Source organism: Streptomyces sp. NPDC031210 (assembly GCF_055570395.1).
Window position 1 is genome coordinate 19,277 of the sequence record NZ_JBVIHH010000026.1, and the last position, 14,477, is coordinate 33,753.

Annotated in this window: 11 protein-coding genes and 2 tRNA genes; 7 read left to right on the forward strand and 6 right to left on the reverse strand. The window is 70.6% G+C overall.

The genetic code is table 11. The features are described 5' to 3' along the window. Window positions 1-59 precede the first annotated feature (59 nt). From ACZ45Z_RS31635 to purM, 3 genes are all read left to right on the forward strand, one after another. A complete protein-coding gene (locus ACZ45Z_RS31635) occupies window positions 60-857 on the forward strand; it encodes a maleylpyruvate isomerase family mycothiol-dependent enzyme (protein ID WP_468369819.1) in 798 nt (265 codons plus the stop codon). A gap of 576 nt (window positions 858-1,433) precedes the next feature. After that, window positions 1,434-2,993 carry an amidophosphoribosyltransferase gene (gene purF, locus ACZ45Z_RS31640; RefSeq protein WP_468369822.1) on the forward strand — a complete coding sequence of 520 codons (1,560 nt, stop codon included), beginning with the start codon at window positions 1,434-1,436 and terminating at the stop codon, window positions 2,991-2,993. 32 nt (window positions 2,994-3,025) lie between these two features. Further along, window positions 3,026-4,120 carry a phosphoribosylformylglycinamidine cyclo-ligase gene (gene purM, locus ACZ45Z_RS31645; RefSeq protein ID WP_468369825.1) on the forward strand — a complete coding sequence of 365 codons (1,095 nt, stop codon included), beginning with the start codon at window positions 3,026-3,028 and terminating at the stop codon, window positions 4,118-4,120. A gap of 147 nt (window positions 4,121-4,267) precedes the next feature. On the opposite strand, the gene ACZ45Z_RS31650 is transcribed toward purM, so the two are convergent. Both ACZ45Z_RS31650 and ACZ45Z_RS31655 read right to left on the reverse strand, forming a co-directional pair. Next, window positions 4,268-4,531 (reverse strand): DUF3073 domain-containing protein, encoded by a 264-nt coding sequence (locus tag ACZ45Z_RS31650; protein ID WP_468369828.1) that lies wholly within the window; start codon window positions 4,529-4,531, stop codon window positions 4,268-4,270. A gap of 307 nt (window positions 4,532-4,838) precedes the next feature. Further along, on the reverse strand, window positions 4,839-5,957 hold the full coding sequence (locus ACZ45Z_RS31655; RefSeq protein ID WP_468369831.1) for a Leu/Phe/Val dehydrogenase: 1,119 nt from the start codon (window positions 5,955-5,957) through the stop codon (window positions 4,839-4,841). A gap of 194 nt (window positions 5,958-6,151) precedes the next feature. On the opposite strand from ACZ45Z_RS31655, the gene ACZ45Z_RS31660 reads away from it, so the two are divergent. Further along, window positions 6,152-6,988, forward strand: coding sequence for a DUF8083 family protein (locus ACZ45Z_RS31660; protein ID WP_468369833.1), 837 nt, complete (start codon window positions 6,152-6,154; stop codon window positions 6,986-6,988). Window positions 6,989-7,490: 502 nt separating this feature from the next. Next, on the forward strand, window positions 7,491-7,697 hold the full coding sequence (gene bldC / locus ACZ45Z_RS31665; protein ID WP_003949541.1) for a developmental transcriptional regulator BldC: 207 nt from the start codon (window positions 7,491-7,493) through the stop codon (window positions 7,695-7,697). Between the two features lie 529 nt (window positions 7,698-8,226). On the opposite strand, the gene ACZ45Z_RS31670 is transcribed toward bldC, so the two are convergent. From ACZ45Z_RS31670 to hrpA, 3 genes are all read right to left on the reverse strand, one after another. Beyond that, window positions 8,227-8,460 carry a DUF6274 family protein gene (locus ACZ45Z_RS31670; RefSeq protein ID WP_468369836.1) on the reverse strand — a complete coding sequence of 78 codons (234 nt, stop codon included), beginning with the start codon at window positions 8,458-8,460 and terminating at the stop codon, window positions 8,227-8,229. 128 nt (window positions 8,461-8,588) lie between these two features. Continuing rightward, window positions 8,589-8,663: transfer RNA gene (locus ACZ45Z_RS31675), tRNA-Asp, on the reverse strand. A gap of 108 nt (window positions 8,664-8,771) precedes the next feature. Continuing rightward, entirely contained in the window at window positions 8,772-12,854 is a 4,083-nt protein-coding gene (hrpA, locus tag ACZ45Z_RS31680; protein ID WP_468369838.1) for an ATP-dependent RNA helicase HrpA, read from the reverse strand. A 115-nt stretch (window positions 12,855-12,969) separates the two neighbouring features. Between hrpA and ACZ45Z_RS31685 the strand changes: the two genes are divergently transcribed. After that, window positions 12,970-14,073, forward strand: a complete 1,104-nt coding sequence (locus ACZ45Z_RS31685) for an ABC-2 transporter permease (RefSeq protein ID WP_468369841.1) — start codon at window positions 12,970-12,972, stop codon at window positions 14,071-14,073. A 60-nt stretch (window positions 14,074-14,133) separates the two neighbouring features. Beyond that, on the forward strand, window positions 14,134-14,346 hold the full coding sequence (locus ACZ45Z_RS31690) for a hypothetical protein (protein WP_468369844.1): 213 nt from the start codon (window positions 14,134-14,136) through the stop codon (window positions 14,344-14,346). Window positions 14,347-14,403: 57 nt separating this feature from the next. On the opposite strand, the gene ACZ45Z_RS31695 is transcribed toward ACZ45Z_RS31690, so the two are convergent. Beyond that, window positions 14,404-14,477, reverse strand: a tRNA-Phe gene (locus ACZ45Z_RS31695).

Genomic DNA, 14,477 nt, shown 5'->3' on the forward strand with positions numbered 1-14,477 from the left:
CCGGGCCGCCGTGTGCGTTCGCATGAGGGCTGTCGGTGCCGCGCAGTAGCCTCGGCGCCATGTCTCCTGCCCGCGGCAAGGTCCGCACCCGCAGCTACGACCCCGCCAAGACCCGCGCCGCCGTCACCGCGCAGTTCGCGCGGGTCCGCGCCGCCGTCGGCGACCTGACGGACGAGCAACTGGCGCTGCCGACCCGGCTCGGTGACTGGACGGTGCGCGAGCTGGCCGCGCATGTGGCGATGGCGACCGGGAGTGTGCCGCGGCTGCTGCGCGAGCCGGCCCCGCCGCACCTCGAAGTCGCCCTGCTCGACTGGCCGTTCGCGACCACCTCGCACGCCGCCGGCATCGACGACGACTCCCGCGCGCTGGCCGCCGCGCACGACCCGGTGAAGCTGCTGACGCGTACTGCCGAGGAGCTCGCCGGGGTCCTGCCCGCGGCCGAGGACGACCGGCTGCTGGCCACCCGCGTCGGCGCCATGCGGCTGGCCGACTACGTGGTGAGCCGCTGCGTCGAGCTGGTCGTCCACACCGACGACCTGGCGGCCGCGACGGGCGTGGAGATCGGGTACGACCGCCAGGCCCTGGCCGTCGCGACCCGCTTCCTGGCCGACGCGCTCGCCGTGCGGGCGGCCGGCGGCTCGGTCGAGGTCCGGGTGCCGCCGTTCGCCGTCGTGCAGTGCGTCGAGGGCCCCCGGCACACCCGTGGCACCCCGCCGAACGTGGTCGAGACCGACCCGCTCACCTGGCTGCGCCTGGCCACCGGCCGCCTCGACTGGGCGACGGCGCTGGACGCGGCCACCGTCCGCGCGAGCGGCGAGCGCGCCGACCTCGGCGGCTATCTGCCACTGATGAGCTGAACCGGCGGGGACGGCCGCCGGCTGCCCTCGTCGGCGGCGCCGACATCGACCAGTCCCCATCGGTTCGGCTCCCCAGGTGATCGTTCGCGGGGCTTGGCGCGACCGCCTGGGCCCCTCCGGCTGGCGGCGGGCGGCCGGGGTCGCGTATCTCACACGGGTGACGGGCGTCGCGAGGCGACATAAGCCGCATAAGGGATGCAAGGCTCACGCCGATCGTCCCTGGGAAGGGGCGGCGCGACGGCGGAGGCGCGGGGAAAAGCGCAGCTCAGAGGGGGCGGTGGGGGAGGGCCGGGCCCGGCCGTCGCTACCCGCCGCTACCGTGGAATTCCGCAGCGACACTGCGCGCCGGCCACCCGGCCGAAGTGGAGGTGGCGGTGCCGGACCGGAGCCCGCGTGCGGCGGTGGGCCCGGCCACACGCCAGGCGCGCCAAGGGCTGCGGGGTCCGCGGGGCCGGGAATCCCGGCCGGACGGGCGTGGTCACGTCAAGGGTGCCGCGCGCTCCGTTCATGCACTCCTCCAGGTGCCGGGCCATCCCCGGTTCGGATGAATCCGCGACCTGCCCTAGACTCAGTGATGTGCCACGTGGTGACGGACGACTCAACCACGACCTGCTCCCCGGCGAGAAGGGCCCCCAGGACGCTTGCGGCGTCTTCGGTGTCTGGGCTCCGGGTGAAGAGGTCGCCAAACTCACCTATTTCGGGCTGTACGCGCTGCAGCACCGTGGACAGGAGTCCGCGGGCATCGCAGTGAGCAACGGCTCCCAGATCCTCGTCTTCAAGGACATGGGCCTGGTTTCCCAGGTCTTCGACGAGACTTCGCTCGGCTCCCTCCAGGGCCACATCGCCGTGGGCCATGCCCGCTACTCCACCACCGGTGCCTCGGTGTGGGAGAACGCCCAGCCGACGTTCCGTGCGACCGCGCACGGCTCGATCGCGCTCGGCCACAACGGCAACCTGGTCAACACCGCCGAGCTGGCGGATCTGGTCGCGGCGCTGCCCCGTGAGGGCGGCCGCGCGACCCAGGTCGCGGCCACCAATGACACCGATCTCGTGACGGCGCTGCTGGCCGGCCAGGTCGACGAGGACGGCAAGCCGCTCACCGTCGAGGAGGCCGCACCCCGCGTCCTGCCGAAGGTCATGGGCGCCTTCTCCCTCGTCTTCATGGACGAGCACACGCTGTACGCCGCCCGCGACCCGCAGGGCATCCGCCCGCTGGTCCTCGGCCGCCTGGAGCGCGGCTGGGTGGTGGCCTCCGAGACCGCCGCCCTCGACATCTGCGGCGCCAGCTTCATCCGCGAGATCGAGCCCGGCGAGATGGTCGCCATCGACGAGGACGGCCTGCGCAGCAGCCGCTTCGCCGACGCCCGCCCCAAGGGCTGCGTCTTCGAGTACGTCTACCTCGCCCGCCCGGACACCGACATCGCCGGCCGCAACGTGTACCTCTCCCGTGTGGAGATGGGCCGCAAGCTGGCCGCCGAGGCGCCGGCCGAGGCGGACCTGGTCATAGCGACGCCGGAGTCGGGCACCCCCGCCGCCGTCGGCTACGCCGAGGCCAGCGGGATCCCGTACGGCTCCGGGCTGGTCAAGAACTCCTACGTCGGCCGGACCTTCATCCAGCCCTCGCAGACCATCCGGCAGCTCGGTATCCGCCTCAAGCTCAACCCGCTCAAGGAAGTCATCCGCGGCAAGCGGCTGGTGGTCGTCGACGACTCGATCGTTCGCGGCAACACCCAGCGCGCCCTGGTGCGCATGCTCCGCGAGGCCGGCGCCCTGGAGGTCCACATCCGGATCTCCTCCCCGCCGATCAAGTGGCCGTGCTTCTTCGGCATCGACTTCGCCACCCGCGCGGAGCTGATCGCCAACGGGCTGAGCGTCGAGGAGATCGGCAAGTCGCTGGGCGCCGATTCGCTCGCGTACATCTCCCTGGACGGCATGGTCGAGGCGACCACCATCGCCAAGCCCAACCTGTGCCGCGCCTGCTTCGACGGCGAATACCCGATGGAGCTGCCCGACCCCGAGCTGCTGGGCAAGCACCTCCTGGAGTCGGAGACCGCCGGTCAGGCCAAGCCGGACCTGGACGGCGTCGAGACGCTGACGGCCGGCGTCGGCGGTGCCGACGCGCTGCGCCGCCCGTAGCTCGCACACACACGACACGAAAGTTCTGGGCCATGCCTACTGAGTCCTTTGAGCCTGCGCGATCCGCGGGCGCCGGCGCCAGCTACGCGGCGGCGGGTGTCGACATCGAGGCGGGCGACCGCGCCGTCGACCTGATGAAGGAGTGGGTGCGGAAGGCCACCCGCCCCGAGGTCGTCGGCGGGCTCGGTGGTTTCGCCGGCCTCTTCGACGCGTCCGCCCTGAAGCGGTACGAACGTCCGCTGCTGGCGTCGGCCACCGACGGCGTCGGCACGAAGGTCGACATCGCCCGCAAGATGGGCGTCTACGACAGCATCGGCCACGACCTCGTGGGCATGGTCGTCGACGACCTGGTCGTCTGCGGCGCCGAACCGCTGTTCATGACCGACTACATCTGCGTCGGCAAGGTCTACCCCGAGCGGGTCGCGGCCATCGTCAAGGGCATCGCGGAGGGCTGTGTGCTGGCCGGCTGCGCGCTGGTCGGCGGCGAGACCGCCGAGCACCCCGGACTGCTGGGCGCGGACGAGTTCGACGTCGCCGGCGCCGGTACGGGCGTGGTCGAGGCCGACCGGGTGCTGGGTGCGGACCGCATCCGTACGGGCGACGCGGTCATCGCGATGGCGTCCTCCGGACTTCACTCGAACGGGTACTCCCTGGTCCGCCACGTGCTCTTCGACCGGGCCGGAATGGCCCTGGACCGGGAGGTCGCGGAGTTCGGCCGCACGCTCGGTGAGGAGCTGCTGGAGCCCACCAAGATCTACTCGCTGGACTGCCTGGCGCTGACCCGTACGACCGAGGTGCACGCCTTCTCGCACATCACCGGCGGCGGCCTGGCCAACAACCTCGCCCGGGTGATCCCGGACGGCCTGCACGCCACCGTCGACCGCTCCACCTGGACGCCGGGCGCGGTCTTCGACCTCGTCGGCCAGGCCGGGCAGGTCGAGCGGCTGGAGCTGGAGAAGACCCTGAACATGGGCGTCGGCATGATCGCCGTCGTGCCGCAGGAGTCGGTGGAGGCCGCGCTGACGACCCTCGCCGACCGCGGGGTGGACGCCTGGGTCAGCGGCGAGATCCTCGACCGCGGCGACCGGGCCGAAGCGGTGGCCCTGACCGGTGACTACGCCGGCTGAGGCGCCCGCTGCCAGGGCAGCACAGAACCCGGTCCGAGGTCAGAGCCCCGGACCGGGTTTGTGGACAAGCTGTGCGCGCCGTGAACGAATGGTCACCGACCCACGGTGCGGCCGCGGGTGGATCCCTGCGGAAGCAGCGGTGCGTCGTCAGGCGCGGCGACGGTGCTGGGACGAGTTGCCCTCGTCCTCTTCATCGTCGTCGTTGTTGTACAGGTCGGCGTACCGCGCGTACGGGTCGTCGTCCTCGTCATCCTCGAACGGCTCGCCGTTCGGCGGCTGCTGTTGCTCTGCCGGCTGTTGCGGCGATGCACCCAGCTCTTCGGCCAGGCGTGAGAGATCAGTCCCACCGCTGTTGTACTTCAGCTGGCGGGCGACCTTCGTCTGCTTGGCCTTGGCCCGGCCGCGCCCCATGGCTCGACCCCCTCAACGACGGGGCTCGACGGCCCCAGAGTCTTGACACGCGTTCATGAATCAGAGCGGACTCTCGACGGAGAGACCGGCCCGTAGGGCTTTAACGGTACCTGCTTCCGCGGCCATACGGTACGTCGCCCGCATCACCCGCCGCTCGGCATGACCCTCGGGACGCCCCGTCCCCGCTGGTCACCTGCGATTTTAACCTGTCCTGCGCGGCGACCCGCCGACGGGTGGTGAGGGATGTCTCCCCCGCCGCCCGCGACGGGCCGCAAGAGGGCGTTTCCGGCCAGAACCGGCGCCCGGGTCAGGCGCGCCGGGCCTCGGCCATCCGCGCTTCGGCCAGCCGGTCGGCCGCCGCGGCGGGCGGAATGCCATCCGTCTTCGCACGCGCGAATATCGCCAGCGTCGTGTCGAAGATCTTCGCCGCCTTCGCCTTGCAGCGGTCGAAGTCGAAGCCGTGCAGCTCGTCGGCGACCTGGATGACACCGCCGGCGTTGACGACGTAGTCCGGCGCGTAGAGGATCCCGCGGTCGGACAGATCCTTCTCCACGCCGGGGTGCGCGAGCTGGTTGTTGGCCGCGCCGCACACCACCTTCGCGGTCAGCACCGGCACCGAGTCGTCGTTCAGCGCGCCGCCCAGGGCGCACGGCGCGTACACGTCCAGGCCCTCGGTACGGATCAGCGCGTCGGTGTCCGCGACGGCGGTCACCCGGGGGTGCCTGGCGAGGATCCGGTCCACCGACTCGGCGCGCACGTCCGTGATCACGACCTCGGCGCCGTCCTGGAGGAGGTGCTCGACCAGGTGGTGGCCCACCTTGCCGACGCCTGCGACGCCGACCTTGCGGTCGCGCAGCGTCGGGTCGCCCCACTGGTGCTGCGCCGAGGCCCGCATGCCCTGGAAGACGCCGAAGGCGGTCAGGACCGAGGAGTCGCCGGCGCCGCCGTTCTCGGGCGAGCGGCCGGTGGTCCACTTGTTCGTACGGGCGACGACGTCCATGTCGGCGACGTAGGTGCCGACGTCGCACGCGGTGACGTAGCGGCCCCCGAGGGACGCCACGAAGCGGCCGTAGGCGAGCAGCAGCTCCTCGGACTTGATCAGCTCGGGGTCACCGATGATCACCGCCTTGCCGCCGCCGTGGTCGAGACCGGCCAGCGCGTTCTTGTACGACATGCCGCGCGAGAGGTTGAGGGCGTCCAGCACGGCCTCCTCGTCGGAGGCGTAGGCGTGGAAGCGGGTACCGCCCAGGGCGGGGCCCAGGGCGGTGCTGTGGAGGGCGATCACGGCCCGGAGGCCGCTGGCGCGGTCCTGGCAGAGAACGACTTGCTCGTGGCCGCCCTGTTCCGAGCGGAACAGGGTGTGCAGAACGCCGCCGTCGGCACTGACGGTGGCAGGACGTACGTCAGTCACTGTGGTGACTCCCATAAGTCGCGAAGGACGCCCTCGTGCGGGTGGGGAGGGCCGGTCGGGAAGAGCGTAAGACCTCCGGACCCCGCTGATCAGTCACGTGCGCGGGATCACCCTCTTGCGGGGGACGGGCATGGGACGATCTGCCCGTATCCCTGGCCGGGCGGGGGTGGGCGACCCCCGGCGGCGGAGTTGGCAGTGAAGGAGCGCGCGTGGCCTTGGCGTCGTCGGTGCGGGTCCCGTATGTGGCCTATCTGCGGGTCTACGAGCCGCTGGCAGCGTTCCCCGAGCCGGAGCGCTCCCACTGGGCGCGCTACGCCGAGCGCGAGCGGACCCCCACGGCGCAGGACGAGCAGCGCCGCGCGCTGGCCGATCTGCTGCCGACGCCGCCGGTGCCGGTCCCGGTCCACGAGAGCGCCGACGCGTTCGTCGCGGTCGTGGACGACGTGACCTGTGTGTGTCCGTGGCGGACGCGGCTGCGCGGTTGGCAGGCGCTGGAGGCGCTGGAGGAGCTGCTGCCGGACTCCGTGCTGGACGCGGCGCTGCCGCCGGTGGTGCGCCGGCAGGCGGCGACCGACTACGAGCGGTGGCGCGAGCGCAATCCGGACGCCCGGCCCTGGATCCGCGCGGCGACCTGGCATGTCCCGGTCCGCTGGTTCGTCCTCTTCGACGACGCCGAGCGGGAGTACACGAAGAGTGACGAGGGGCCGTTGCTGCGTTACCGGACGCCGATGGTGCAGGCCAGGCGCCGCGTCGCGCGCGGATTGCGGACGCTGCGGGACACCCTGGAAGAGGGACCCTTGATCGACGGCCTGGTAGATGTGGGGCGCTGGCTGGAGGAATTCCACCCGCGTTCACTCGTGGAGTTGGATTACGGAGGGCTGGTGCACGCGGTGCCCGAGGGGCAGCTCGCCGAGGACCACTCCGCCGCCGAGGTGGCGGAGGGACTGGCGGCGCTGCGCGACGGGGACGGCGAGCGGGCCGGCGCCGCCTACGAGAAGCTGTCGGACCGGTGGCGCGCGGTGCGCGAACGCCAGTTCTCCAGTTGAGCGCCGCCGGGCGCGTCCGTGGGCGCGGCGGGGCTCGTCATCGGTGTGGCGAGTGGTCGGGACGTAGGTCCTGATCCGGGCGATTGCCTCAAGCGTGACCTAAAGCACTGACTTCGGGTCTTGCTCTCAAGCCATACCCTCGTGCCAAAATAGGACAAGGAGCCTGACTTGGGCTCCTTCCGTCCAACTAAGGGCGGATAGTTCGGTATTGCGCTCCTTGAGGGCTTCGTGGCGATTGATCGCAGTGTGACTGATCGTCACGGGGGTGTGACTGTCCGCTATGGCATGGTCCATCGGCTTCCGCCGAGGTTGAACACCTGAGAGGGCAATTCCATCGGTTTGGCCGACGTGGCTGGACAGATGGTGTAGTTGTAGTGCCGAGGACAAGCCGTTCGTCCTATAACCGACTCGGCCCGCGTCCGCCATTTCGGGCAACGTGGGTCAAGGTGCAGAATTTAGAGGAAAGAACCGTGATGGTTCGGTTCTCCCGAGGAGGCCGCTCATGACCGCTCGCACCCCTGACGCCGAGCCGCTGCTTACCCCCGCCGAGGTTGCCACGATGTTCCGCGTGGACCCGAAGACGGTGACCCGCTGGGCCAAGGCAGGCAAGCTCACGTCCATCCGTACGCTCGGAGGGCATCGGCGTTACCGCGAGGCTGAGGTCCGCGCACTGCTCGCGGGCATCCCGCAGCAGCGCAGCGAGGCCTGAACAACCGCATAACCGGGCTGTTTTCGGGGCCCCCAACCCGCGAACGCCCAGTTGGCACGCCTAGCTCCACCCGCTTCACCGCTCCACCCAAGCTCCACACGACGCGGCGCCCGCCCCAACGGGCCCCACACCCGCTTCATCTGGGTACGTCATCAATCGCGCTGGACTCCGCCGGGTCCAGCGCGATTTTTTTGTGTACGGCCACTCCAGGGCCCGCCGCCCCGGCCGGGCCGGCCCGCCGCCCGTGCCGCCTCCGACGGCCTCCAGCGCCCCGCCAGGGCCCTTCCGGGTGCCTCTCTACGCGGACCCCCGCGATCTCGTGGGTGACACTGGGAGGGTGGTGCAATTGCACATATTAAATTGACCGGTTGTAGGGCGGGTGTAAGTTCCCTCGTTCGCGAAACTTGTTCGGTGACACCCGTCACACGGCCCGGTCCTTGAAGGCGGTACGGCCGCTGCGGTAGTGAACTTCCGCCGCCGTTACGTCAACAGCCTGCCACCGCACGGGCGATGGCGCAGGCATCTTCGGTCACCGGGACGAGGGACTTTCGTCCTCGGCGGCCGGGCGGCCCGGGGCGCCGGAGGAGGCGGTGGCGGCGGCGGGCGTCTCCGCGGCCCCGGAGCGCGTCCTGGACGGCTCCATGGCGAGCCGGAGCAACTGGTGGCAGATGGGGCAGTGCCGCGTCAGATGGCGGTAACCCGCGGCGGCCGACAGATGGGCGCGCAACAGCGCCCTGGTCTCGTGCCTCGCCGCTGCCGTCATCGCACGCACCTCCCCGGCCCCCGCGCTTCCTTTGTGAGTACCGGTGGCGTCCGCCGGCGTCAAGACGGCCTGCGGCGTGCGCAAAGCACTACGGCCCGCATCCAGGAAGGATGCGGGCCGTAAAAATGCGGTCCTGACGGGATTTGAACCCGCGGCCTCCACCTTGACAGGGTGGCGAGCACTCCAAACTGCTCCACAGGACCTTGCGTTTCGCTTTCCGCTTGCGGCGGGCTGCGAAGCAAGACTCTACAGCAGGTCAGGGGGTGCGGTCGAACCCGATCCCGGGGTCCGCCCGCCACCGCCTCCGCGCGCTACGGCGCCGCCGCGTCCACCGCCTTCACGATGCGCTTGTCCGAGACGGGATACGCGGTCCCCAGCGCGTGCGCGAAGTAGCTCACCCGCAGCTCCTCGATCATCCAGCGGATCTCCCTGGCCGTGGCCGGCACCGGGCGCCCCTTGGGGAACTGCTCCAGCAGCCAGGCGTATTCGTCCTGCATCTCCTTCACCTTCGCCATCCGGGTGCGGTCCCGTTCGGCGTTGGTGGGCAGTTGCTGGAGCCGGCGGTCGGCGGCGACCAGGTAGCGCATCAGGTCCGGCAGGCGCTTGGCGCCGTGCGCGGTCACGAAGCCCGGCTTGATGAGCGCGGCGAGCTGCTCCTTGACGTCCGCCAGCGACGGCAGCAGCGAGGGGAACGCCGTCGCCTTCAGCCGGCGCTCGCACGCCTGCCAGGCGGCCAGCACCTCCTGGACCTGCTGGATCGTCTTGAGCGTCGCGTCCACCAGGTCGGCGCGCACCGCGTCGAACAGCTTGCGGAAGGACTCCTCGTCCCACGCCGGGCCGCCCCGGGCCGCGATGAGGCGGTCGGCCGCGGCCGTCACACAGTCCTCGAACAGCGCCGCGATGGAGCCGTGCGGATTGCGCGAGAGCGCCAGCTTCTGCTGGTTGCTCAGCTTGTCCTGGGCGAATTTGGCCGGGTTGGAGGGGATGTTGAGCAGGATGAGGCGGCGGGTGCCGTCCCACATGGCCGTGAGCTGCTCGGCCTCGGTGTCGAAGAGGCGTACGGCCACGCTGCTGCCCTCGTCCACCAGCGCCGGGTACGCCTTCAACGGCTGGCCGCCGCGCCGGGTCTCGAAGACCCGCGGCAGCGTGCCGATCGTCCAGGACGTCAGGCCCGTGCGCTGCTCCGGACCGCCCGGCGCCGGACCGTCGCCCTGGCCGCCGTCCCGGGCCGGCCGCTCGGCGGCCTGCTCGAACGCCTTCGAGATGGCCTCCCGCGTCTTCGGCTTGAGGCGCAGCCGCAGCGCTTCGAGGTCCTTGGCCTCGGCGAGCTTGCGGCGCCGTTCGTCGACGACCCGGAAGGTGATCTTCAGATGGTCGGGGACCTTGGCGGTGTCGAAGTCCGCCGCCTGGACCGGCACACCCACCATCCGCTGGAGCCCGGCGGCCAGCGACGTGGTCAGGGCGCCCTGCAACGGCACCGTGGAGTCCAGGAAACGGGCCGCGAAGTTCGGCGCGGGCACGTAATTGCGCCGGATCGGCTTGGGCAGCGACCGGATCAGCTCCGTCACCAACTGCTCGCGCAGACCCGGGATCTGCCAGTCGAAGCCCTCGGAGGAGACCTGGTTGAGCACCTGGAGGGGGATGTGGACGGTCACGCCGTCCGCGTCCGCGCCCGGCTCGAACTGGTAAGTGACCTTGAACTTCAGCTTCCCCTGGCGCCAGGAATCGGGGTAGTCGTCCTTGGTGACGGCCTCGGCGGACTCGTTGATGAGCATCGAGTGCTCGAAGTTCAGGAGCTCGGGCTCCTCCTGCCGCTTCGTCTTCCACCAGGCGTCGAAGTGCGCCCCGGAGACGATGTCCGCCGGGATGCGCCGGTCGTAGAAATCGAAGAGCGTCTCGTCGTCCACGAGGATGTCGCGGCGCCGGGCGCGGTGCTCCAACTCCTCGACCTCACCGAGGAGTTTGCGGTTGTCATGGAAGAACTGGTGGTGTGTGCGCCAGTCGCCCTCCACCAGCGCGTTGCGGATGAACAGGTCGCGCGAGGTCTCCGGATCGATCCGGCCGTAGGTGATCTTGCGCTGGGCGACGATCGGGACGCCGTAGAGCGTCACTCGCTCGTACGCCATCACCGCGGCCATCTTCTGTTCCCAGTGCGGTTCGCTGTACGTCCGCTTCACCAGGTGCTGCGCCAGCGGCTCTACCCACTCCGGCTCGATCCTGGCGTTCACCCGCGCCCACAGGCGGGAGGTCTCCACCAGCTCCGCGGACATGATCCAGCGCGGTGGCTTCTTGAAGAGCGCCGAGCCGGGGAAGACGGCGAACTTGGCGCTGCGGGCGCCCAGATACTCGTTCTTGGCGTCCGCGTCCTTCAGTCCGATATGCGAAAGCAAACCGGAAAGAAGCGAGGTGTGGATGTGGTCGGGCGCCGCGTCGCCCTGCTCGGACGCGGCAGCGACGTGGATACCCATGGTCTTGGCGACCGAACGCAACTGGGAGTAGATGTCCTGCCACTCGCGTATCCGCAGGTAGTTCAGGAACTCCGTGCGGCACATCCGGCGGAACGCCGACGACGAGAGCTCCTTCTGCTGCTCGCGCACATACCGCCACAGGTTCAGATAGGCCAGGAAGTCGCTGGTCTCGTCCTTGAAGCGGGCGTGCTGCTGGTCGGCCTGCTGCTGCTTGTCCGCGGGCCGCTCCCGCGGGTCCTGGATGGACAGGGCCGCCGCGATGACCATGACCTCGCGGACACAGCCGTTGCGGTCGGCCTCCAGCACCATCCGGGCCAGCCGGGGGTCGACCGGCAGTTGCGAGAGCTTGCGCCCCAGCGGGGTGAGCCGCTTCTTGGGGTCCTTCTGCTTGCCCTCCAGCGCGCCCAGCTCGTGCAGCAGATCGACGCCGTCCTTGATGTTGCGGCGGTCCGGCGGATCGATGAACGGGAACTTCTCGATGTCGCCGAGGCCGGCCGCGGTCATCTGGAGGATGACGGAGGCGAGGTTGGTCCGCAGGATCTCGGCGTCGGTGAACTCCGGACGGCTCAGGAAGTCGTCCTCGGAGTACAGCCGGATGCAGATGCCGTCGCTGGTACGGCCGCAGCGGCCCTTGCGCTGGTTGGCGCTGGCCTGCGAGACCGGCTCGATCGGCAGCCGCTGCACCTTGGTGCGGAAGCTGTAGCGGGAGATGCGGGCCATGCCGGGATCGATGACGTACCGGATGCCGGGGACGGTCAGTGAGGTCTCGGCGACGTTCGTGGCGAGCACGATGCGGCGGCCGGTGTGGCGCTGGAAGACGCGGTGCTGCTCGGCGTGCGAGAGCCGGGCGTACAGCGGCAGCACCTCGGTGGCCGGCAGGTTCTTCTTGTTGAGCGCGTCGGCGGTGTCCCGGATCTCGCGCTCTCCGGAGAGGAAGACCAGGATGTCGCCGGGCCCCTCGGCGCGCAGTTCGTCCACGGCGTCGCAGATCGCGGTGATCTGGTCGCGGTCGCCGTCCTGGCCGCCTTCTTCCAGCAGCGGGCGGTAGCGGACCTCGACGGGATACGTCCGGCCGGAGACCTCCACGATCGGGGCGGTCGCCGCCTTGGCCGCGCCCCGCTCACCGGAGGCGTCGCCGTCCCGGTCGTCCTCGGCGCCCTTGCCGTCCCCGCCGTCCTCGGCGTCCACCGCGGCGAAGCTGCCGAAGTGCCGGGCGAAGCGCTCCGGGTCGATGGTCGCGGAGGTGATCACGACCTTCAGGTCCGGGCGCTTGGGCAGCAACTGCGCCAGATAGCCGAGGATGAAGTCGATGTTGAGGCTGCGCTCGTGCGCCTCGTCGATGATGATCGTGTCGTACTGGCGCAGCTCGCGGTCCGTCTGGATCTCGGCGAGCAGGATGCCGTCCGTCATCAGCTTGACGAGGGTCTCGCCGCCCACCTGGTCGGTGAAGCGGACCTTCCAGCCGACGGCCTCGCCCAGCGGGGTCCTCAGCTCCTCGGCCACCCGCTCGGCGACCGTACGGGCCGCGATCCGGCGGGGCTGGGTGTGCCCGATCAGGCCGCGCACGCCCCGGCCGAGCTCCAGGCAGATCTTGGGGATCTGGGTGGTCTTGCCGGAACCGGTCTCACCCGCGACGATCACGACCTGGTGGTCGCGGATCGCCGCCAGGATGTCGTCCTTCTTCTGGCTGACCGGGAGTTCTTCGGGGTAGGTGATCTCGGGGACGGCGGCGCGCCGCTGGGCGACGCGCAGCTCCGCCTCCTCGATGCCGTCGGCGATTTCGGCGAGCACGGCCGCTCGGGCTTCGGGTTTACGGATCCGGCGCGCGCCGTCGAGTCGGCGCCCCAGCCGCTGCTGGTCGCGCAGCATCAGCTCGGGCAGTCGCTCCAGCAGGGCGGGCAGGGCGGGGGCAGGCTGACTGGACATACGTCCCCCAGGATCGCACCTCGCGGAATCGACTGGCGAACCATTTGCGGGCGGCGGTCCGCGCGCGGGGCGGACTGTGCGGGTATGTCCGCGATCGGTGGCTTAGCGTGTTCGCATGGCTGACCAGGGTGGCGAAACCGTTCCACACGGCGCATCGGACGGCGCGCACGACGGCGCACGCGGAAAGCCGCCGACCGGCGCGGAGAAATGGGCGGCCTTCAAGGACTCCCCGTTCCTTCCCGCGCTCGTGCTCGTGTTCATCCTCGCCGCGGCCGCCGGCCTGTTCGCCGGCTCCTACACCTATGCCATGGCCGATCCCACCCCGCGGCACGTCCCGATCGCCGTGGTCGGCGCACCGGGACCGTCCCAGGAGCGTGCCTTCATCCGGGGCATGGAGAAGGCGCTGAACGCCTCGCTCCGGCTGACCGGCTACGGCACGTACGGCCGGGCCAGGACGGCCGTCGACGAGCAGCGGGAGTTCGGGATCCTCCGGGCCCGCGGCGACGGCGTGGAACTGGACGTGGCCGGTGCCTCGGGCGCCTCGGTCGCCCAGCTCCTGGCCGAGGCCGGCCGGCAGGTCGGCGAGAGGACGGGCGTGCCGGTGACCCTGCGGGACGTCAAGCCGCTCCAGAAGGGCGATCCGCGCGGGCTGGCGCTGTTCTACGTCTCCCTGGCCGCCGTGATCATCGGGTTCGTCGGCGCCATCCAGCTCAGCGTGCACGCCCGCTCCCTCAACCCGGCCGAACGGATCGGCTTCACCGCCCTGTACGCGCTGCTCGGCGGCTTCGCCATCGCGGCGGTGGTGGACTGGTGGCTGGGCGCGCTGCGCCTGCCGTTCGGGGAGTCGTGGCTGATCCTGGCGCTGACGATGTTCACGTCCGGCATGGTCTTCACGATGTTCAACACTCTGATGGGCCGCTGGGCGATGATCCCCACCTGGGGACTGATGGTCCTGCTGGGCAACCCGTCCTCCGGCGGCGCCGTCTCCTGGCCGCTGCTGCCGTCCGTGCTCGGCCACCTCGGCCGATGGCTGCCACCGGGCGCCTCGGTCAACGCCCAGCACGCCGCCGTCTACTTCCGCGGCCACCAGCACGCCTTCCCGTTCCTGGTGCTGGCCGGCTGGGCGGTCGTGTCCTGCACGGTCTTCTGGGTCTGGCGGCACCGCCATCCCGGTGGCCGCGAGCCGGCCCCGGCCGCGCCCGCGACGGTCACCGCGTGAGATGCGCCGGTGCGCGCCCTCTCCCGGAGGTGGCGGGCCGGGAGGTGCCAAAATGCCGCCATGATCAAAAACAGGGGATTACGGCGTCTGGGTGGGGTCGCGGCCATGGCGGCCGGGATGGCGTTCGCGGCCTGGCTGGTCTTCGGCCCGCCCCACGACTGGGAGGGCGACGTCCGGCTGATCCGGATGGCCCTGGGGCTCACGGCGACGGCGGTGATCAGCGGCGGTGCCCGTCTGATCTTCTGGGAACCGCAGCGCCGGAAAGACGCATGAGAAAATACGCATGAAAGAGGCCCCGATCCGAAGATCGGGGCCTCTTTCCAAAGGGTGTGGCTGGGGCCGGGGTCGAACCGGCGACCTATCGCTTTTCAGGCGATCGCTCGTACCAACTGAGCTACCCAGCC